The following is a 13,813-nucleotide window of genomic DNA, read 5'->3' as shown; positions in this document are numbered from 1 at the left end:
ATGCAGCTCGGAACGCGCTGGACGTCCGGAGACGAGGCGCCGAAAGCCGTACCCGAGGCGCTGAGGCGCGGCATCCGCTCCGTCGACGAGGCGATTCCCGGCGACGAGCTGGGCCAGCCGCGCCCGCGGTGGACACTCACATGGCTCGAGGGCAAGCCGATCGCCGAACTCGACACGGGCGTGATCGTGTCGCTCGACGACGATGGCGAGCCGGTCGTCCGGCACGATCCCGCGGACGGGTTCGCATAGCGATCTGCGTCACTCCTCGGGTGCGTCGTGCTTCGACGCCTCGAGCAGCAGCCGTGCGCCGAGGAGCGCGGTCACGAGCGTCACGGCGCCGGCGATGACGAACGGCAGCCGCAGGTCGTAGCGGGCGACGAGACCGCCGAGCAGCGTCGCGAACGGGAAGAGCCCCCATGTGAACGTGCGGATGATGCCGAGCACGCGACCGAACAGATGGCCCGGAACGATCGCCTGGCGAAGCGCACCCCACGGCACGTTCCACACCGAGACCGCGCACGCCATGAGGCCGTAGGCGATCACCCCCGTGACGACTTCGGGGGCAGCCCAGACGCCGACGAGGGATGCCGCGGCCACGATGTTCGCACCGAGCATCACGCGGCCACGGCCGAACCGGGTGACGAGTGACGACGCGATCAGCGAGCCCGCGAGCGCGCCGAGACCGATGCCCGCGGTGACGAGTCCGATCGCCGCAGGGGCGACGGCGAGCTCGTCGAGGAAGTAGAGGATCGTCGGTGCCTGTGCGAACGAGAACGCCGATCCGACGATCGACGTGAAGACCACCATCGAGCGCAGGAACCGGTGGTTCCAGAGGTACGAGATCGCCTCGCGCGCCGTCGTCGAGCCGACCGGCGAAGCGGCGACAGCGGCGGCCTCCGCGGCCATCTCAGCAGGAGTCTCCGCAGCGGCGAGGGGCTCTCCGGCCGCGACTGCCGCGGCCGGCTCGGGCGCGTCCTGACGCTGCGCCGCCGGTGCATCGCGAAGCGGACGGGCCGCGGACAGGGGCAGCATCACCGCGAGGACGATCGGGATGAGGTATCCCGCGGCGCCCACCCACAGGGGAAGCGCCAGCGAGACCGCGAACAGCACGCCGCCGATCGGCGTGGCGATGAAGTTGTCGATGGTGATCTGCGCGGCCTGAAGGAACCCGTTGGCACGGTCGAGCGAGCGGCGCCCGACGAGCGAGGGGATGATGGCGTTGGTGGCGTTGTCGAAGAGCGTCTCGCCCAGGCCGAAGACGAGGGTCGCAGCGAACAGCCACCAGATGTCGAGGCTGCCCGTTACGGTCAGCACCGCGAGTCCGACAGCCGCGAGGCCGCGCAGCGCATTCGCGACCGCCATGATCCGGCGGCGGTCGTAGCGGTCGACGATCATGCCCGCCGGCAGCCCGAAGACGAGCCAGGGAACGAAGGCGAGGGCACCGAGGGCCGCGATGGCGAGCGGATCACGCGTGAGCGTGGTCGCGATCAGCGGCACGGCCACCCGGCCGACTCCGTCGGCGAGGTTGCTGAATGCCGCGGCCGTCCACAGCTTCCCGAAGTCACGGCCGAGAGGGGGCCGACCCTTGCGCCCGGCCCCCTCCGCCGCGTCCACGGCGTCGATCGTGTCGGTCATCGTGGAAGCATCCCGACGGAGCCCATCGCGAGTGCGTCGGAGCGTGCCTCACCGGCGGCGGACTGCGCGGCGACAGGACGGACGGCCGCGGCGCGACGCTCCAGGCGCGTGGCCACGAAGCGATCGATGCCGGCGGCGGTCGTAAGAAGCATCCGCTCGAAGCCGGTGGTGCGGACGACGGCGCGAGGTGCGGTGAGAGCGGTCATGACTGTCCTCCTAGCTGGGGAAGCGGGAACAGGTCGGCCCGGATGGTGACGGGCCGGACGTCCTCGCCGGTCTGATTGCGGTAGTTGTCCACGGCCTCGTCGATCAGGGCCATGATCTTGAGAGCGAGCTCCTTGCTCTGCTCGGGTGTGAGTCGCGCCGTGGCCGTGGAGATCAAGGTCCCCTCCTGCCAGATCTCGTCCTCGCCGCCGATGCCCCGGTTGACGAAGTCGAGCAGCTGCTCGTTGCGGTTGCGCAGGAACTCGGTCATGACGACCTGAGTCGCGGCGCGGCCGGCGGGCGTGGTCATGGCGTCGGGATTGGCGAACGACACGCCGCCGATGGGGCGCTCCCACCAGCGCTCGCGCCCCGTGCCGCGATCCTCGGCCTCACGGATGAGGTCGTGCTTGGCGAGCGCCCGCAGATGGTAGCTGGTGGATCCGCTGGACTCCCCCAGTCGCTCGGCGAGCGAGCTCGCCGTCTGCGGTCCGTACTGGCTGAGGATGTCGTAGATCTTGACGCGCAACGGGTGCGCGAGCGCCCGCAGCGCGCCCGAGTCGAGGACGCGGTCCTCGTTGTGACGCTGCTCTGCGCGGGCGAGCGCATCCGCCTGATCGTCGGTCTCGTTCTCTGCCATGGCACTAGATTAGCTATGCAAAGACTTCTTTGCAAGCACTTCTTTGCAACGATGTGTTTGCAAACTCTTGTTTGCAAACACATCTCGGCATTCCCGTCTGCGTGACTAGGCTGGACGCCATGCCGAACGACAACCCGCTGCTGTCCCCCGCACCTCTCCCCTACGGCCTCCCCGACTACACCGTCATCCGCCCCGAGCACTACCTCCCGGCTTTCCGCGCCGCGTTCGACGAGCACTCCCGAGAGATCTCGAACATCACTCGCGTGAGGTCGATGCCGACGTTCGAGAACACCCTCGTGCCGCTCGAGGAGAGCGGGAAGCTGCTCGGCGACGTCGCCCGCACCTTCTACACCGTGTCCTCCGCCGACGCGACCCCCGAGATCCAGGCGATCGAAGAGGAGCTCGCCCCGCTGATGTCGGCGCACGAGGACTCGATCCAGCTCGACGCTCAGCTCTACTGGCGCATCAAGACCGTGCACGAGCAGCTCGACGGCCTCGACCTCGACCCCGAGCAGCGCTATCTCGTCGAGCGCCACTACCGCGAGATGTCGCACGCCGGCGCCGGACTCGACGACGACGCGAAGACGCGTCTCACCGCGCTCAACCAGCGCCTGTCGACCCTGACCACCGCGTTCGAGAAGAACCTCCTGAACGACACGAACGACCTGGCCATCGTGTTCGACACCGTCGAAGAGCTCGACGGGCTGACCGAAGGCGAGCTGTCGGCCGCCGCGCAGGCAGCGGCCGACCGTGGGCTCGACGGCTCCTGGGTCGTCACGCTCACGCTGTTCACCGGGCATCCGTATCTCGCGTCGCTCACGAACCGCGACAGCCGCAAGCGGATCCTGGATGCCTCGCGATCCCGCGGATCGCGCGGCAACGCGCACGACAACCGCTCCGTGCTGCTCGAGATCGTCCGGCTGCGAGCCGAGCGCGCCGCTCTCCTCGGCTACGACACGCACGCGGCGTACATCACGTCAGACGAGACCGCGGGCTCGCCCGAGGCCGTGCACGACCTTCTCCGCCGACTCGCCGTGCCCGCCGCGCGCAACGCGGAACGAGAGCAGGCCGCGCTGCAGGCGATCATCGACGCCGAAGCCCAGCCGTTCGCGCTCGAGGCCCACGACTGGGCGTTCTACACCGAGAAGGTGCGCGCGGCGGAGTACGACCTCGACCGCAGCGCGCTGCGCCCCTGGTTCGAGGCCGAGCGCGTACTGCAGGACGGGGTGTTCCGCGCCGCGACCGACCTCTACGGAGTCACCTTCACCGAGCGGTCCGACATCCCCGCCTACCACCCCGACGCCCGCGTGTTCGAGCTGCACAACGCGGACGGCTCTGAGCTCGGGCTGTTCATCCTCGACCTCTACACGCGCGACACCAAGCGCGGCGGGGCATGGATGAACTCCATCGTGTCGCAGTCGCTGCTCCGTGCCACGCGCCCGATCGTCGTCAACAATCTGAACGTGCCCAAGCCGGCGCCCGGAAAGCCGACGCTGCTCACACTCGACGAGGTCACGACGCTGTTCCACGAGTTCGGGCACGCGCTGCACGGTCTGTTCGCGACCGTCACGTATCCGCACTTCGCCGGAACCAACGTCTTCCGCGACTTCGTCGAGTTCCCCAGCCAGGTCAACGAGATGTGGATCTACTGGCCCGAGATCCTCGATGCCTACGCCCGCCACGTCGACACCGGCGAGTCTCTGCCCGCCGACGTCGTCGAGAAGCTGCACGCCTCGGAGGCGTTCAACCAGGGGTTCGCCACGAGCGAGTACCTCGCGGCGTCGTGGCTCGATCAGGCGTGGCACTCCCTCACCGAGGCGCAGGCGGCCGGCGACATCGACGTGGCGGCGTTCGAGGCATCCGCCCTCGCCGAGATCGGGCTCGACAACCCCGCCGTGCCCACGCGCTACTCGTCGACGTACTTCGCGCACGTCTTCTCCGGCGGCTACAGCGCCGGGTACTACTCCTATATCTGGAGCGAGGTGCTCGACGCCGACACCGTCGAGTGGTTCCGCGAGAACGGCGGGCTGACCCGCGAGAACGGCGACCGCTTCCGCGGGCGACTGCTCGGCGTCGGCGGGTCGAAGGATCCTCTCGAGGCCTACCGCGACTTCCGCGGGAGGGATGCCGACATCCGTCCACTCCTCGAGCGTCGGGGCCTGGTCGCCTGAGGTCTGCCTACCGGGCTGCGCGCGACGCGATCGTGCGCAGCTCGGCGGCGAGGTCGTCCGGCCGCGACCACATCGGCCAGTGCCCGGTCTCGAGGTCGATGAGCTGAACGCTGTCGAACTGCGAGAGCTCCTGGAACCACGGATGCCCCGCCTCCGACATCTCTCGCACCTGTTCCGAGGAGTAGCTCGCACACACGAGCGTGACCGGCAGGCGGTGGCGGGCGTCGTCGCGCAACGTGAGCGGTTCACGCGTCGGCGCTGCCGGATGCGGCACCGCACGGTCGCGGAATCGCGCCAGGTCTTCCGCATCGAGGCCCGCGAGGCTCGAGCCGCCCTGCTCGAGCTCGTCCCACGGCGGCAGGTCGAGCGCGGCGATGTGGTCGGGAAGGTCGGGCGATGCGACGAACCCGTCGGGCATCGGCCCGCTGTCGACGAAGACGAGCTGCTCGATCTGCCCATGGGCGATATCGGCCGCGCCGGAGACGACTGCGCCGGCTCCGCTGTGCCCGACGAGGATGGCGCGGTCGTCGGCACGACGGACGGCGGCCACCACGGCGGCGATCTGGTCGTCGAGAGTGACCTGTACGGCCGCAGACGCCTCGGGCTCTACCCCGGGAAGGGTGACGGGGTCGACGACGAACCCGTCGTCGCGCAGCCGCTCGGTGACGGCATCCCATGCCCACCCGCCGAGCCAGAACCCCGGCACGAGGATGAACGTCACCGTCTCGGCCGGCGTGGACTCCTCGATCTCGATCACAATGCACCTATCTTTCTCGCGAACGCGCGGACGCGATCGGCCATGACCTCAGGAACCTCGGCGACCGCGAAGTGGCCGCCCTCGTCGAGGCGCTCGAATGTCCGCAGGTCTCGGTAGAACGAACGCGCGAGCGACTCGGGATAGTCGCCCTCGTGTCGCTGGATGAAGACCGCGGCCGGCACTTCCACCGGCGGGATCGCATCGGGCTGGTCGGCGCCTTCGTAGTACGGCCGGAACGACGTCGCGATGCTCTGGGTGACCCAGTAGATCATCGCCTCGGTGAGGATCCGCTCCCGCGCGATCCGCCGCTCGACCGCTGCCGGATCCCCCCGGGGAGTGTCGCTCCACTCGACGAGCTTCTCGGCCAGCCACGCGAGCAGTCCCGCGGGCGAGTCGTTGAGCGCCGTCGCCAGCGTGTCGGGCCGGGTCGCCTGCACGTGGCCGTAAGCGCCCTCGGGTCCGTGGTCGGCGGCGAGCCGTGCGAAGAAGGCCACCTCGTCGGGAGCAGTCAGCTGCCGACGCTCCTCCTGGGACGGGAAGTGCGCGTGCGTCGCGACGATGCCGATGATCCGATCGGGATGCTGGGACGCCAGCAGATCGTTGACGTTCGCCGAGACATCCTCGCCGTAGGTCATGTACCGCTCGTACCCGAGCACCTCGGTCATCAGCGCGTGCACGGTGTCTGCCAGTCGCTGCTCCGTCACGAGGCCGTCGGCGTACGGCGTCGAGAAGGCGAATCCCGGGAAGCTCGGCACGACGACGTCGAAGTCGGGCAGCAGGTCGGCGAAGTCGAGCTGCAGCGCGAACGTGTGCGGCCAGCCGTGCATGACCACGAGGGCAGGGGCGTCGGTGCGCTCGGAGCGCAGATGGGCGAAGTGGACGGTCGCGTCGCCGATCGCCGCGGTGAACTGCGGATGACTGTTGAGCCAGCGTTCCCGGTCGCGCCAGTCGAACGCGCGCCACGACGACACGAGTTCTGCGAGATACGAAGCGGTCATTCCCGAGGGAGGACGATGAGGCGAGTCGGGCAGGAGCCGCGTGCGGGCCAGCCGATCCGTCAGGTCCTGCAGGACCTCATCGGCGACGTCGAGCCGGAAGGATCTGACAGCCATACCCCGACGCTACGACCGGGGTCGGACACCCGGTCGAGGTCAGGCGCTCTTGCGCTTCTCTCGCAGCACCAACGTGGGCGGAGCGCCCTCTTCGACGGCGGCGCGCGTGATGATCACCTTGTCGACATCGTCAGTGGACGGGATCTCGAACATGATCGGACCGAGCACGTCTTCGAGGATCGCGCGGAGCCCGCGGGCGCCGGTCTTGCGCTCGACGGCGAGGTCGGAGATCGCCTCGAGCGCCTCGGTGTCGAACTCGAGGGTGGCGCCGTCGAGCTCGAACATGCGCTGGTACTGCTTGACCAGGGCGTTCTTCGGCTCGGTCAGGATCTCCATGAGCGCCTCGCGATCGAGCGGCGAAACGGACGCGACGACCGGCAGCCGGCCGATGAACTCGGGGATGAGACCGAACTTGTGGAGGTCTTCGGGCTGGACCTCGCTGAACAGGCTGAGGTCGTCGCCCTTGTTGTGCAGCGGGGCACCGAACCCGATGCCGTGCTTGCCCACGCGCGACGAGATGATGTCTTCGAGCCCTGCGAACGCGCCGGCGACGATGAACAGGACGTTCGTCGTGTCGATCTGGATGAACTCCTGGTGAGGGTGCTTGCGACCGCCCTGGGGCGGCACCGAGGCGACCGTGCCCTCGAGGATCTTCAGCAGCGCCTGCTGCACGCCCTCGCCCGACACATCGCGCGTGATCGAGGGATTCTCGGCCTTGCGAGCGATCTTGTCGACCTCGTCGATGTAGATGATGCCCGTCTCGGCGCGCTTCGTGTCGAAGTCCGCCGCCTGGAGCAGCTTGAGGAGGATGTTCTCGACGTCTTCGCCGACGTAGCCCGCCTCGGTCAGTGCCGTGGCGTCGGCCACCGCGAAGGGGACGTTGAGGCGCTTCGCGAGCGTCTGCGCGAGGTAGGTCTTGCCGCACCCGGTGGGCCCGAGCAGCAGGATGTTGCTCTTGGCGATCTCGATCTCGTCGGCGCGCTGCTCGGCGGACTGGATCGTGCCGTGCGCACGGACGCGTTTGTAGTGGTTGTACACCGCGACCGAGAGCGCCCGCTTCGCGGCGTGCTGTCCGACGACGTACTCCTCGAGGAAACCGAAGATCTCGCGCGGCTTCGGCAAATCGAAGTCGGTCACGACGCCCGAGGAGGACTCGGCCATGCGCTCTTCGATGATCTCGTTGCACAGCTCGACGCACTCGTCGCAGATGTAGACGCCGGGACCGGCGATCAGCTGCTGCACCTGCTTCTGACTCTTTCCGCAGAAGGAGCACTTGAACAGGTCGGCGCTTTCACCGATGCGTGCCATGAGGCTCCTCCTCGTTGCGTCGGGGGCAGCCCCCCGGCTGTTCTCCGAGCCTAATCGGTCGCGGCGACATGCGGCGGGATTGCGACACGCGTTGTGGACGACCCGCGTCCGCCGACAGCGAAGCCCCGTCCCGGGTATCCGGGGACGGGGCTTCGCGGCATCCGCTCTACTTGGTCAGTGCGGCGGGGGTGCGCTTGCGTGTCGTGAGGACCTGGTCGACGAGGCCGTAGGTGACCGCCTCCTCCGAGGAGAGGATCTTGTCTCGGTCGATGTCCTTGTTGACCTCTTCGGGCGTCTTGTTCGAGTGCTTCGACAGCGTCTGCTCGAGCCAGGTGCGCATGCGCATGATCTCCTGCGCCTGGATCTCGATGTCGGACGCCTGTCCGTGCCCCGCCTCGCCCATTGCGGGCTGGTGGATCAGGATGCGGGCGTTCGGCAGCGCGAGACGCTTGCCCGGAGCGCCGGCCGCGAGCAGCACGGCGGCGGCCGACGCCGCCTGACCGAGGACCACGGTCTGGATCTGCGGCGAGACGTACTGCATCGTGTCGTAGATCGCCGTCATGGCCGTGAAGGAGCCGCCGGGCGAGTTGATGTACATGATGATGTCGCGGTCGGGGTCCTGGCTCTCGAGGACGAGGAGCTGGGCCATGACGTCGTCCGCCGAGGCGTCGTCGACCTGGACGCCCAGGAAGATGACACGGTCCTCGAACAGCTTGTTGTACGGGTCCTGGCGCTTGTAGCCGTACGCCGTGCGCTCCTCGAACTGGGGCAGGACGTAGCGGCTGCCGGGCACCTGGAGCCCCTGGCGCGCGCCAGCGAGTCGGGGGTCTGGGGCGGAGCCCCAGTGGGCATTGCCGCTCGGTCCGAAGGTGGGGGTCTGCATTGCGGGCTCTCTCTCTTTCGCCTTCGGTGCGATCAGTTCGCGGTTCCGCCGCCGCCGATGACGTCGGCTGCGGACTCGCGGATGTGGTCGACGAAGCCGTACTCGAGGGCCTCGTCAGCGCGGAACCAGCGGTCGCGGTCGCCGTCGGCGTTGATCTGCTCGACGGTCTTGCCGGTCTGCGCGGCGGTGATCTCGGCCAGACGCTTCTTCATGTCGAGGATGAGCTGCGCCTGCGTCTGGATGTCGCTCGCGGTGCCGCCGAAGCCGCCGTGCGGCTGGTGGAGCAGCACGCGCGCGTTGGGCGTGATGTAGCGCTTGCCCTTGGTGCCGGCCGTGAGGAGGAGCTGCCCCATCGACGCCGCCATGCCGATGCCGACGGTCACGATGTCGTTCGGCACGAACTGCATCGTGTCGTAGATCGCCATTCCGGCCGTGATCGAGCCGCCGGGCGAGTTGATGTAGAGGAAGATGTCCTTCTCGGAGTCCTCGGCGGCCAGAAGGAGGATCTTCGCGCAGATCTCGTTGGCGTTGTCGTCCCGCACCTCCGACCCGAGCCAGATGATTCGGTCCTTCAGCAGCCTGTCGAAGACGCTCGTCGCGACAAGTGGTTCGGCCATTTGTACTCCCTGATTCCTTGGTCGTGAGAACGAATCTACCGGCGCGGCACGGGCGACCCGCCCGTGTTCGCCCTGGGCAGATCAAGCCTCCGGGTCGACGAGCTCGCGCGCGTAACCGGTGACCGAACGCGTGTAGAGCGGCAGGTGCGGCGCGAGCGCGGTGAGGGCGATGGATGCCGCGCGCACGGCGTCGCCCGAAGACACGAGCGCGAGTGCGTAGAAGGCGGCCGCGGCGTCGTGGAGGGGCGAGCGCGGATCGCGCTCGTACTCGGCGCGCAGGAGCGCGAGGGACTCGTCGAGCGCACCGAGGTTGCGGATCGTGCTCGCGAGCTGGATCACCGCCTGCGGGCGGAGCTCGTCGTCGAGTCCGGCGGCGAGAGCCGCGCGATACAGCGGCTCGGCCTCTCCCTCCATGCCGGCGGAGTCGCGCGCCCCTGCCCGCTCGAACAGCGCCCTCGCGTCCCCCTCGGGCAGCTCCGCCGCGAGGACGTCGATCGCAGCCACCCGCTGCAGGTCGTCCAGCGCGTCATCGGCCCACGCCGCAGCGAGCCGCGTGCTCCAGTCGTCGGTCATGTCCGTCCTCCTCGATGAAGAAGGGGACGAATGCCGCGGCATCCGTCCCCTGATCGCTGCCGAGCAGCGACTACTCCTTGTCGGCGGCGGCCTTCTTCTTGGCCGGGGCCTTCTTGGCGGGCTTCTTCTCGGCCTCTTCGGCCTCGATCACGGCGTCGGCGTCGGCTGCGGCATCCGCGATCTCCTGCGCCTCCTCGACGACCTCTTCTTCGTCCTCGACGGCGACGAAGCCGGTGAGGTCGACGGTCTTGCCGTTGGTGTCGACGACGGTGACCTTGCCGAGCGCGACCGCGAGGGCCTTGTTGCGCGCGACCTCGCCGATCATGGCGGGGAGCTGGTTGCCCTCCTGCAGCGCGTTCACGAAGTCCTGCGGCGCCATGCCGTACTGAGCGGCCGACTGCACGAGGTACTGGGTGAGCTCGTCCTGCGAAACCTGGACGTTGACCTTCTCGGCGATCGCGTCGAGCAGCATCTGCGTCTTGAACTGCTTCTCGCTGGCCTCGGCCACCTCGGCGCGGTGCACGTCGTCCTCGAGACGGCCTTCGCCCTCGAGGTGGTTGTGCACCTCGTCCTCGATGAGCTGCGGCGGCACGGGGATCTCGACCTGCTCGAGCAGCAGCTCGATCAGCTTGTCGCGCGCAGCCGAGCCCTGCGTGAACACGGACTGCTCGCCGACGCGGTCCTTGAGGCTGTCGCGCAGTTCGCCGATCGTGTCGAACTCGCTCGCGATCTGTGCGAAGTCGTCGTCGGCCTCGGGAAGCTCGCGCTCCTTGACGGCCTTGACGACGACCGCGACCTCAGCCTCTTCACCGGCGTGGTCGCCGCCCACGAGCTTCGAGCGGAACGTCGTGTCCTCGCCCGCGGTGAGGGAGTCGATGGCCTCGTCGATGCCTTCGAGGAGCTCGCCGGAGCCGACCTCGTACGACACGCCCTCGGCGCGGTCGATCTCGGCGCCGTCGATCGTGGCGACCAGGTCGAGCTCGACGAAATCGCCGGTGGCCGCGGGGCGGTCCACGGTGACGAGGGTGCCGAAACGGCTGCGGAGACGGTCGAGCTCGGCGTCGATGGCCGACTCGTCGACCTCGACCGCGTCGACCTCGACGGTGGTGCCTTCGAAGGCGGGCAGCTCGAACTCGGGGCGGACGTCGACCTCGACCTCGACCTTGAGGTCGCCCGAGAAGTCCTTCTCGGCCGGCCACTCGGTCACCTCGGCGCTGGGACGACCCAGCACGCGGAGCTCGTTGGCCTCGACGGCCTGGCGGTAGAACGTGTCGAGACCCTCGCTCACGGCGTGCTCGAGCACGGCGGTGCGCCCGATGCGCTGATCGATGATCGGCGCGGGGACCTTGCCCTTGCGGAAGCCGGGGATCTGCACGTCCTGCGCGATGTGCTCGTACGCGTGGGCGATGCTCGGCTTGAGCTCGTCGGGCGTGACCGTGATGTGCAGCTTCACCCGGGTCGGGCTGAGCTTCTCGACGGTGCTGTTCACCATGCTTGTTCGTTCTCCTCTATCGGACCGCGCGCGCATGCGCGGCTGAAGGTCTGGGTCGGAATTCTGTGAGGGGCCGTGATGTCGGGGCGACAGGATTTGAACCTGCGACCTCCCGCTCCCAAAGCGGGCGCTCTACCAAGCTGAGCTACGCCCCGGGCGGGTTCGCACGCACGCGTGCGCCGTTTCGGCCCCGAGAAGTCTAGCCGACGCACCCGGCCGTCGCCTGCGCGCACCCTCGGGAGCCCCTGCGGGACGCTCTAGATCCGCTCGACCCACTGGGCGCGCCAGTCGGGAGCCGGGAACGGCTTCGTCCAGTACGCGGTCTCCTTCGCGATGCGCCCGTCGCGCAGCTCGAAGATGAACACGGTCTGGTACGGATCGCCGTCGCCGTAGTCGAGATCGGCCTCGGCGACCCAGAGGTCGCCGTCGCCCGTGAGGCGACGGGGCGAGATCTTGGGAAGCTGCGGGAATGCGCCGTAGATCGCGCGCCTGTTGTCGGCGCCGACGATCCGCTCCCCCGATTGGGGCCACTCCATCACCGCGTCGTCATGGAACAGGTCGTCCATGCCGGCCACGTCGTTCGCGTTGAGCGTGGCGATCAGCGCCTCGACGACGTCCTTGCCCGTGCGTGCCATGATCGGCTCCTTACGTCAGCCGCGCGTCGGGGCTGACGTGGGGAGCGGGATGACGGCCACCATGTACTACGATTGGTCGGTGCCCGTCAGCGGGCGCACGGGGATGTAGCTCAATGGTAGAGCCTCAGTCTTCCAAACTGATGGTGCGGGTTCGATTCCCGTCATCCCCTCCACTGATTCGACCCACGGCGATCCATCGAGCCGATACGCCGTGCCGCTACCGGGATCCTCCGGACTCGGCGCCTAGCCTTGGCGCGTGACTGCGTCCACCGAGGGTTCCGAGGAGAAGAACCCGCGGCCCGAGGAGTCGCCGTGAGCACGATGGCCCCGCCACGCCCTACCGCTCGGTCGTCTGCTCCCGTCGCTCGGAAGCGGCCGATGCGGTATCCGGATGCCTCGTCCCGCGCCGTGATGACCCGCCGCGGGTGGTGGCTCGTCGTGCTGAACTTCCTCGTTCCCGGCTCGGCGCAGGTGCTCGCCGGCAATCGTCGGCTCGGACGCATCGGCGTCGTCTCGACGCTCGTGATGTGGACACTCGCGATCGCGGCCCTGCTGTCCGCGCTGCTGGGGCGGTCGGTGTTCCTCGCGATCGCGACGAACTGGTTCGTCCTGCTTCTCGCCCAGGGGCTCCTCATCGCCTATGCCGTGCTCTGGGTGGTGCTCACGATCGACACCCTCCGCCTCGTCCGCCTGGTGAGGACCGGCACACGTGCGCGCTTCGGCATCGCCGCGACATCCGTCGTCCTGCTCGTCGTCGCGAGCGGCACTGCGGTGCACGCGGCGAACGTCGCGGGCGCGACGCGCGACACCCTCGGGGCGATCTTCGGCGCGAGCGGTCCGACCGTCGAGCCGTCCGACGGGTACTACAACGTGCTCCTGCTCGGTGCCGACAGCGGCGGCAGCCGCGACTCGAGGCGGTTCGACAGCATCTCGGTCGTGTCGGTCAATGCCGAGACGGGGGCGACGACCATCACGGGGTTCCCTCGTGACATGCCCGGCTTCCCCTTCGCCGCGGGTCCCATGCAGGACCGGTATCCGAACGGGCACGAGGGCCACGCCGACGCGACGTGCGGCTGGGGAAGCGGCATCAACCAGCTGAACACCGAGGTCGAGGTCTGTCAGGACGGCAATCTTCTCTACCCCGACGCCGTCGAAAACGGCTCGGCACCGGGCATCGAGGCGACCAAGGACGCGGCGGAGGGGATTCTCGGCATCGAGATCCCGTACTACGTGACGATCGACATGCACGCCTTCGAGGCGCTCATAGATGCGCTGGGCGGCGTCGAGATCACCGTGAAGGAGCGTCTCGCGATCGGCGGACCGGGCTACACCGGCGAACCGTTCGAGGAATGGGTCGAAGGCTGGATCGAGCCCGGCACCCAGCGCATGGACGGCCACACGGCGCAGTGGTACGCGCGTTCCCGCCACACCACCAGCGACTTCGACCGCATGCGACGCCAGCGTGAGCTGCAGCAGGCGATCCTCGCGCAGTTCACCCCGCAGGTCGTGCTCACGCGGTTCCAGGAGGTCGCCGATGCCGGTGCCGATCTCGTGAGCACCGACGTGCCGCATTCGTTCATCCCCACGCTCCTCGACCTCGCGCTGAAGGCCAGGGAGCAGGAGGTGGCGACGATCGAGCTGACACCCGACGGCGGCATCGACGAGAGCCAGCCGGACTGGGCGTACATCAAGGAGCTCGTGCGGTCGACGCTGCATCCGCCGGCGCCCACTCCGGAGGGCTGAGGCGCAGGGTGCGCAGACCCGTCGTCGAGACCGTCCAGTGGGGCGC

The 13,813-nt window shown here is 68.7% G+C and carries 14 protein-coding genes and 2 tRNA genes; 4 read left to right on the top strand and 12 right to left on the bottom strand.

From position 1 onward, the window contains the following. Positions 1-249, top strand: a complete 249-nt coding sequence (locus EER34_RS11050; RefSeq protein ID WP_127474789.1) for a hypothetical protein — start codon at positions 1-3, stop codon at positions 247-249. A gap of 9 nt (positions 250-258) precedes the next feature. Here EER34_RS11050 and EER34_RS11045 read toward each other — a convergent pair whose 3' ends face one another. Genes EER34_RS11045 through EER34_RS11035 form a run of 3 tightly spaced genes read right to left on the bottom strand, consistent with a single transcriptional unit; the run spans position 259 to position 2,476 of the window. Beyond that, positions 259-1,635 (bottom strand): MFS transporter, encoded by a 1,377-nt coding sequence (locus tag EER34_RS11045; protein ID WP_127474787.1) that lies wholly within the window; start codon positions 1,633-1,635, stop codon positions 259-261. Next, on the bottom strand, positions 1,632-1,841 hold the full coding sequence (locus EER34_RS11040) for a hypothetical protein (RefSeq protein WP_127474785.1): 210 nt from the start codon (positions 1,839-1,841) through the stop codon (positions 1,632-1,634). Before EER34_RS11040 ends, EER34_RS11045 begins: the two co-directional genes overlap by 4 nt. Continuing rightward, a complete protein-coding gene (locus EER34_RS11035) occupies positions 1,838-2,476 on the bottom strand; it encodes an ArsR/SmtB family transcription factor (RefSeq protein WP_127474783.1) in 639 nt (212 codons plus the stop codon). Before EER34_RS11035 ends, EER34_RS11040 begins: the two co-directional genes overlap by 4 nt. 119 nt (positions 2,477-2,595) lie before the next feature. On the opposite strand from EER34_RS11035, the gene EER34_RS11030 reads away from it, so the two are divergent. Next, entirely contained in the window at positions 2,596-4,647 is a 2,052-nt protein-coding gene (locus EER34_RS11030; RefSeq protein ID WP_127474781.1) for a M3 family metallopeptidase, read from the top strand. Between the two features lie 7 nt (positions 4,648-4,654). On the opposite strand, the gene EER34_RS11025 is transcribed toward EER34_RS11030, so the two are convergent. The 9 genes from EER34_RS11025 to EER34_RS10985 form a co-directional block, all read right to left on the bottom strand. Further along, positions 4,655-5,404, bottom strand: coding sequence for an alpha/beta hydrolase (locus EER34_RS11025; protein WP_240642287.1), 750 nt, complete (start codon positions 5,402-5,404; stop codon positions 4,655-4,657). Beyond that, complete coding sequence (locus tag EER34_RS11020) at positions 5,401-6,516, bottom strand: epoxide hydrolase family protein (protein ID WP_127474779.1); 1,116 nt, start codon at positions 6,514-6,516, stop codon at positions 5,401-5,403. The genes EER34_RS11025 and EER34_RS11020 overlap by 4 nt, the downstream gene beginning before the upstream one ends. A gap of 39 nt (positions 6,517-6,555) precedes the next feature. Further along, the gene (gene clpX / locus EER34_RS11015; RefSeq protein WP_127474777.1) at positions 6,556-7,824 is read right to left on the bottom strand and encodes an ATP-dependent Clp protease ATP-binding subunit ClpX; all 1,269 of its coding nucleotides are present in this window, start codon (positions 7,822-7,824) and stop codon (positions 6,556-6,558) included. 166 nt (positions 7,825-7,990) lie between these two features. Continuing rightward, positions 7,991-8,707: an ATP-dependent Clp protease proteolytic subunit gene (locus tag EER34_RS11010; protein ID WP_240642286.1), complete on the bottom strand. Its 717-nt coding sequence runs from the start codon at positions 8,705-8,707 to the stop codon at positions 7,991-7,993. 32 nt (positions 8,708-8,739) lie between these two features. Next, positions 8,740-9,324 carry an ATP-dependent Clp protease proteolytic subunit gene (locus EER34_RS11005; RefSeq protein WP_127474775.1) on the bottom strand — a complete coding sequence of 195 codons (585 nt, stop codon included), beginning with the start codon at positions 9,322-9,324 and terminating at the stop codon, positions 8,740-8,742. Between the two features lie 81 nt (positions 9,325-9,405). Next, the gene (locus EER34_RS11000; protein ID WP_127474773.1) at positions 9,406-9,897 is read right to left on the bottom strand and encodes a tetratricopeptide repeat protein; all 492 of its coding nucleotides are present in this window, start codon (positions 9,895-9,897) and stop codon (positions 9,406-9,408) included. 70 nt (positions 9,898-9,967) lie between these two features. Continuing rightward, positions 9,968-11,389: a trigger factor gene (tig, locus tag EER34_RS10995; RefSeq protein ID WP_127474771.1), complete on the bottom strand. Its 1,422-nt coding sequence runs from the start codon at positions 11,387-11,389 to the stop codon at positions 9,968-9,970. A gap of 81 nt (positions 11,390-11,470) precedes the next feature. Next, positions 11,471-11,544, bottom strand: a tRNA-Pro gene (locus tag EER34_RS10990). Positions 11,545-11,646: 102 nt separating this feature from the next. Then, the gene (locus EER34_RS10985; RefSeq protein WP_127474769.1) at positions 11,647-12,024 is read right to left on the bottom strand and encodes a nuclear transport factor 2 family protein; all 378 of its coding nucleotides are present in this window, start codon (positions 12,022-12,024) and stop codon (positions 11,647-11,649) included. 99 nt (positions 12,025-12,123) lie between these two features. On the opposite strand from EER34_RS10985, the gene EER34_RS10980 reads away from it, so the two are divergent. After that, positions 12,124-12,197: transfer RNA gene (locus EER34_RS10980), tRNA-Gly, on the top strand. Between the two features lie 139 nt (positions 12,198-12,336). Further along, entirely contained in the window at positions 12,337-13,767 is a 1,431-nt protein-coding gene (locus EER34_RS10975; RefSeq protein ID WP_420845974.1) for an LCP family protein, read from the top strand. Positions 13,768-13,813 lie beyond the last annotated feature (46 nt).

It is taken from the genome of Microbacterium sulfonylureivorans, assembly GCF_003999995.1.
Taxonomy (GTDB): domain Bacteria; phylum Actinomycetota; class Actinomycetes; order Actinomycetales; family Microbacteriaceae; genus Microbacterium; species Microbacterium sulfonylureivorans.
Note: the sequence above shows the minus strand (reverse complement) of the source record. Positions and strands in the feature narration are given on the sequence as shown.

Coding starts and splice junctions, on each gene's coding strand:
- EER34_RS11040 (WP_127474785.1), bottom strand. CDS start 1,841: ATGACCGCTCTCACCGCACCTCGCGCCGTCGTCCGCACCACCGGCTTC.
- EER34_RS11050 (WP_127474789.1), top strand. CDS start 1: ATGCAGCTCGGAACGCGCTGGACGTCCGGAGACGAGGCGCCGAAAGCC.
- EER34_RS10985 (WP_127474769.1), bottom strand. CDS start 12,024: ATGGCACGCACGGGCAAGGACGTCGTCGAGGCGCTGATCGCCACGCTC.
- clpX (WP_127474777.1), bottom strand. CDS start 7,824: ATGGCACGCATCGGTGAAAGCGCCGACCTGTTCAAGTGCTCCTTCTGC.
- EER34_RS11045 (WP_127474787.1), bottom strand. CDS start 1,635: ATGACCGACACGATCGACGCCGTGGACGCGGCGGAGGGGGCCGGGCGC.
- EER34_RS11000 (WP_127474773.1), bottom strand. CDS start 9,897: ATGACCGACGACTGGAGCACGCGGCTCGCTGCGGCGTGGGCCGATGAC.
- EER34_RS11030 (WP_127474781.1), top strand. CDS start 2,596: ATGCCGAACGACAACCCGCTGCTGTCCCCCGCACCTCTCCCCTACGGC.
- EER34_RS11035 (WP_127474783.1), bottom strand. CDS start 2,476: ATGGCAGAGAACGAGACCGACGATCAGGCGGATGCGCTCGCCCGCGCA.
- EER34_RS11005 (WP_127474775.1), bottom strand. CDS start 9,324: ATGGCCGAACCACTTGTCGCGACGAGCGTCTTCGACAGGCTGCTGAAG.
- EER34_RS11020 (WP_127474779.1), bottom strand. CDS start 6,516: ATGGCTGTCAGATCCTTCCGGCTCGACGTCGCCGATGAGGTCCTGCAG.
- EER34_RS11010 (WP_240642286.1), bottom strand. CDS start 8,707: ATGCAGACCCCCACCTTCGGACCGAGCGGCAATGCCCACTGGGGCTCC.
- tig (WP_127474771.1), bottom strand. CDS start 11,389: ATGGTGAACAGCACCGTCGAGAAGCTCAGCCCGACCCGGGTGAAGCTG.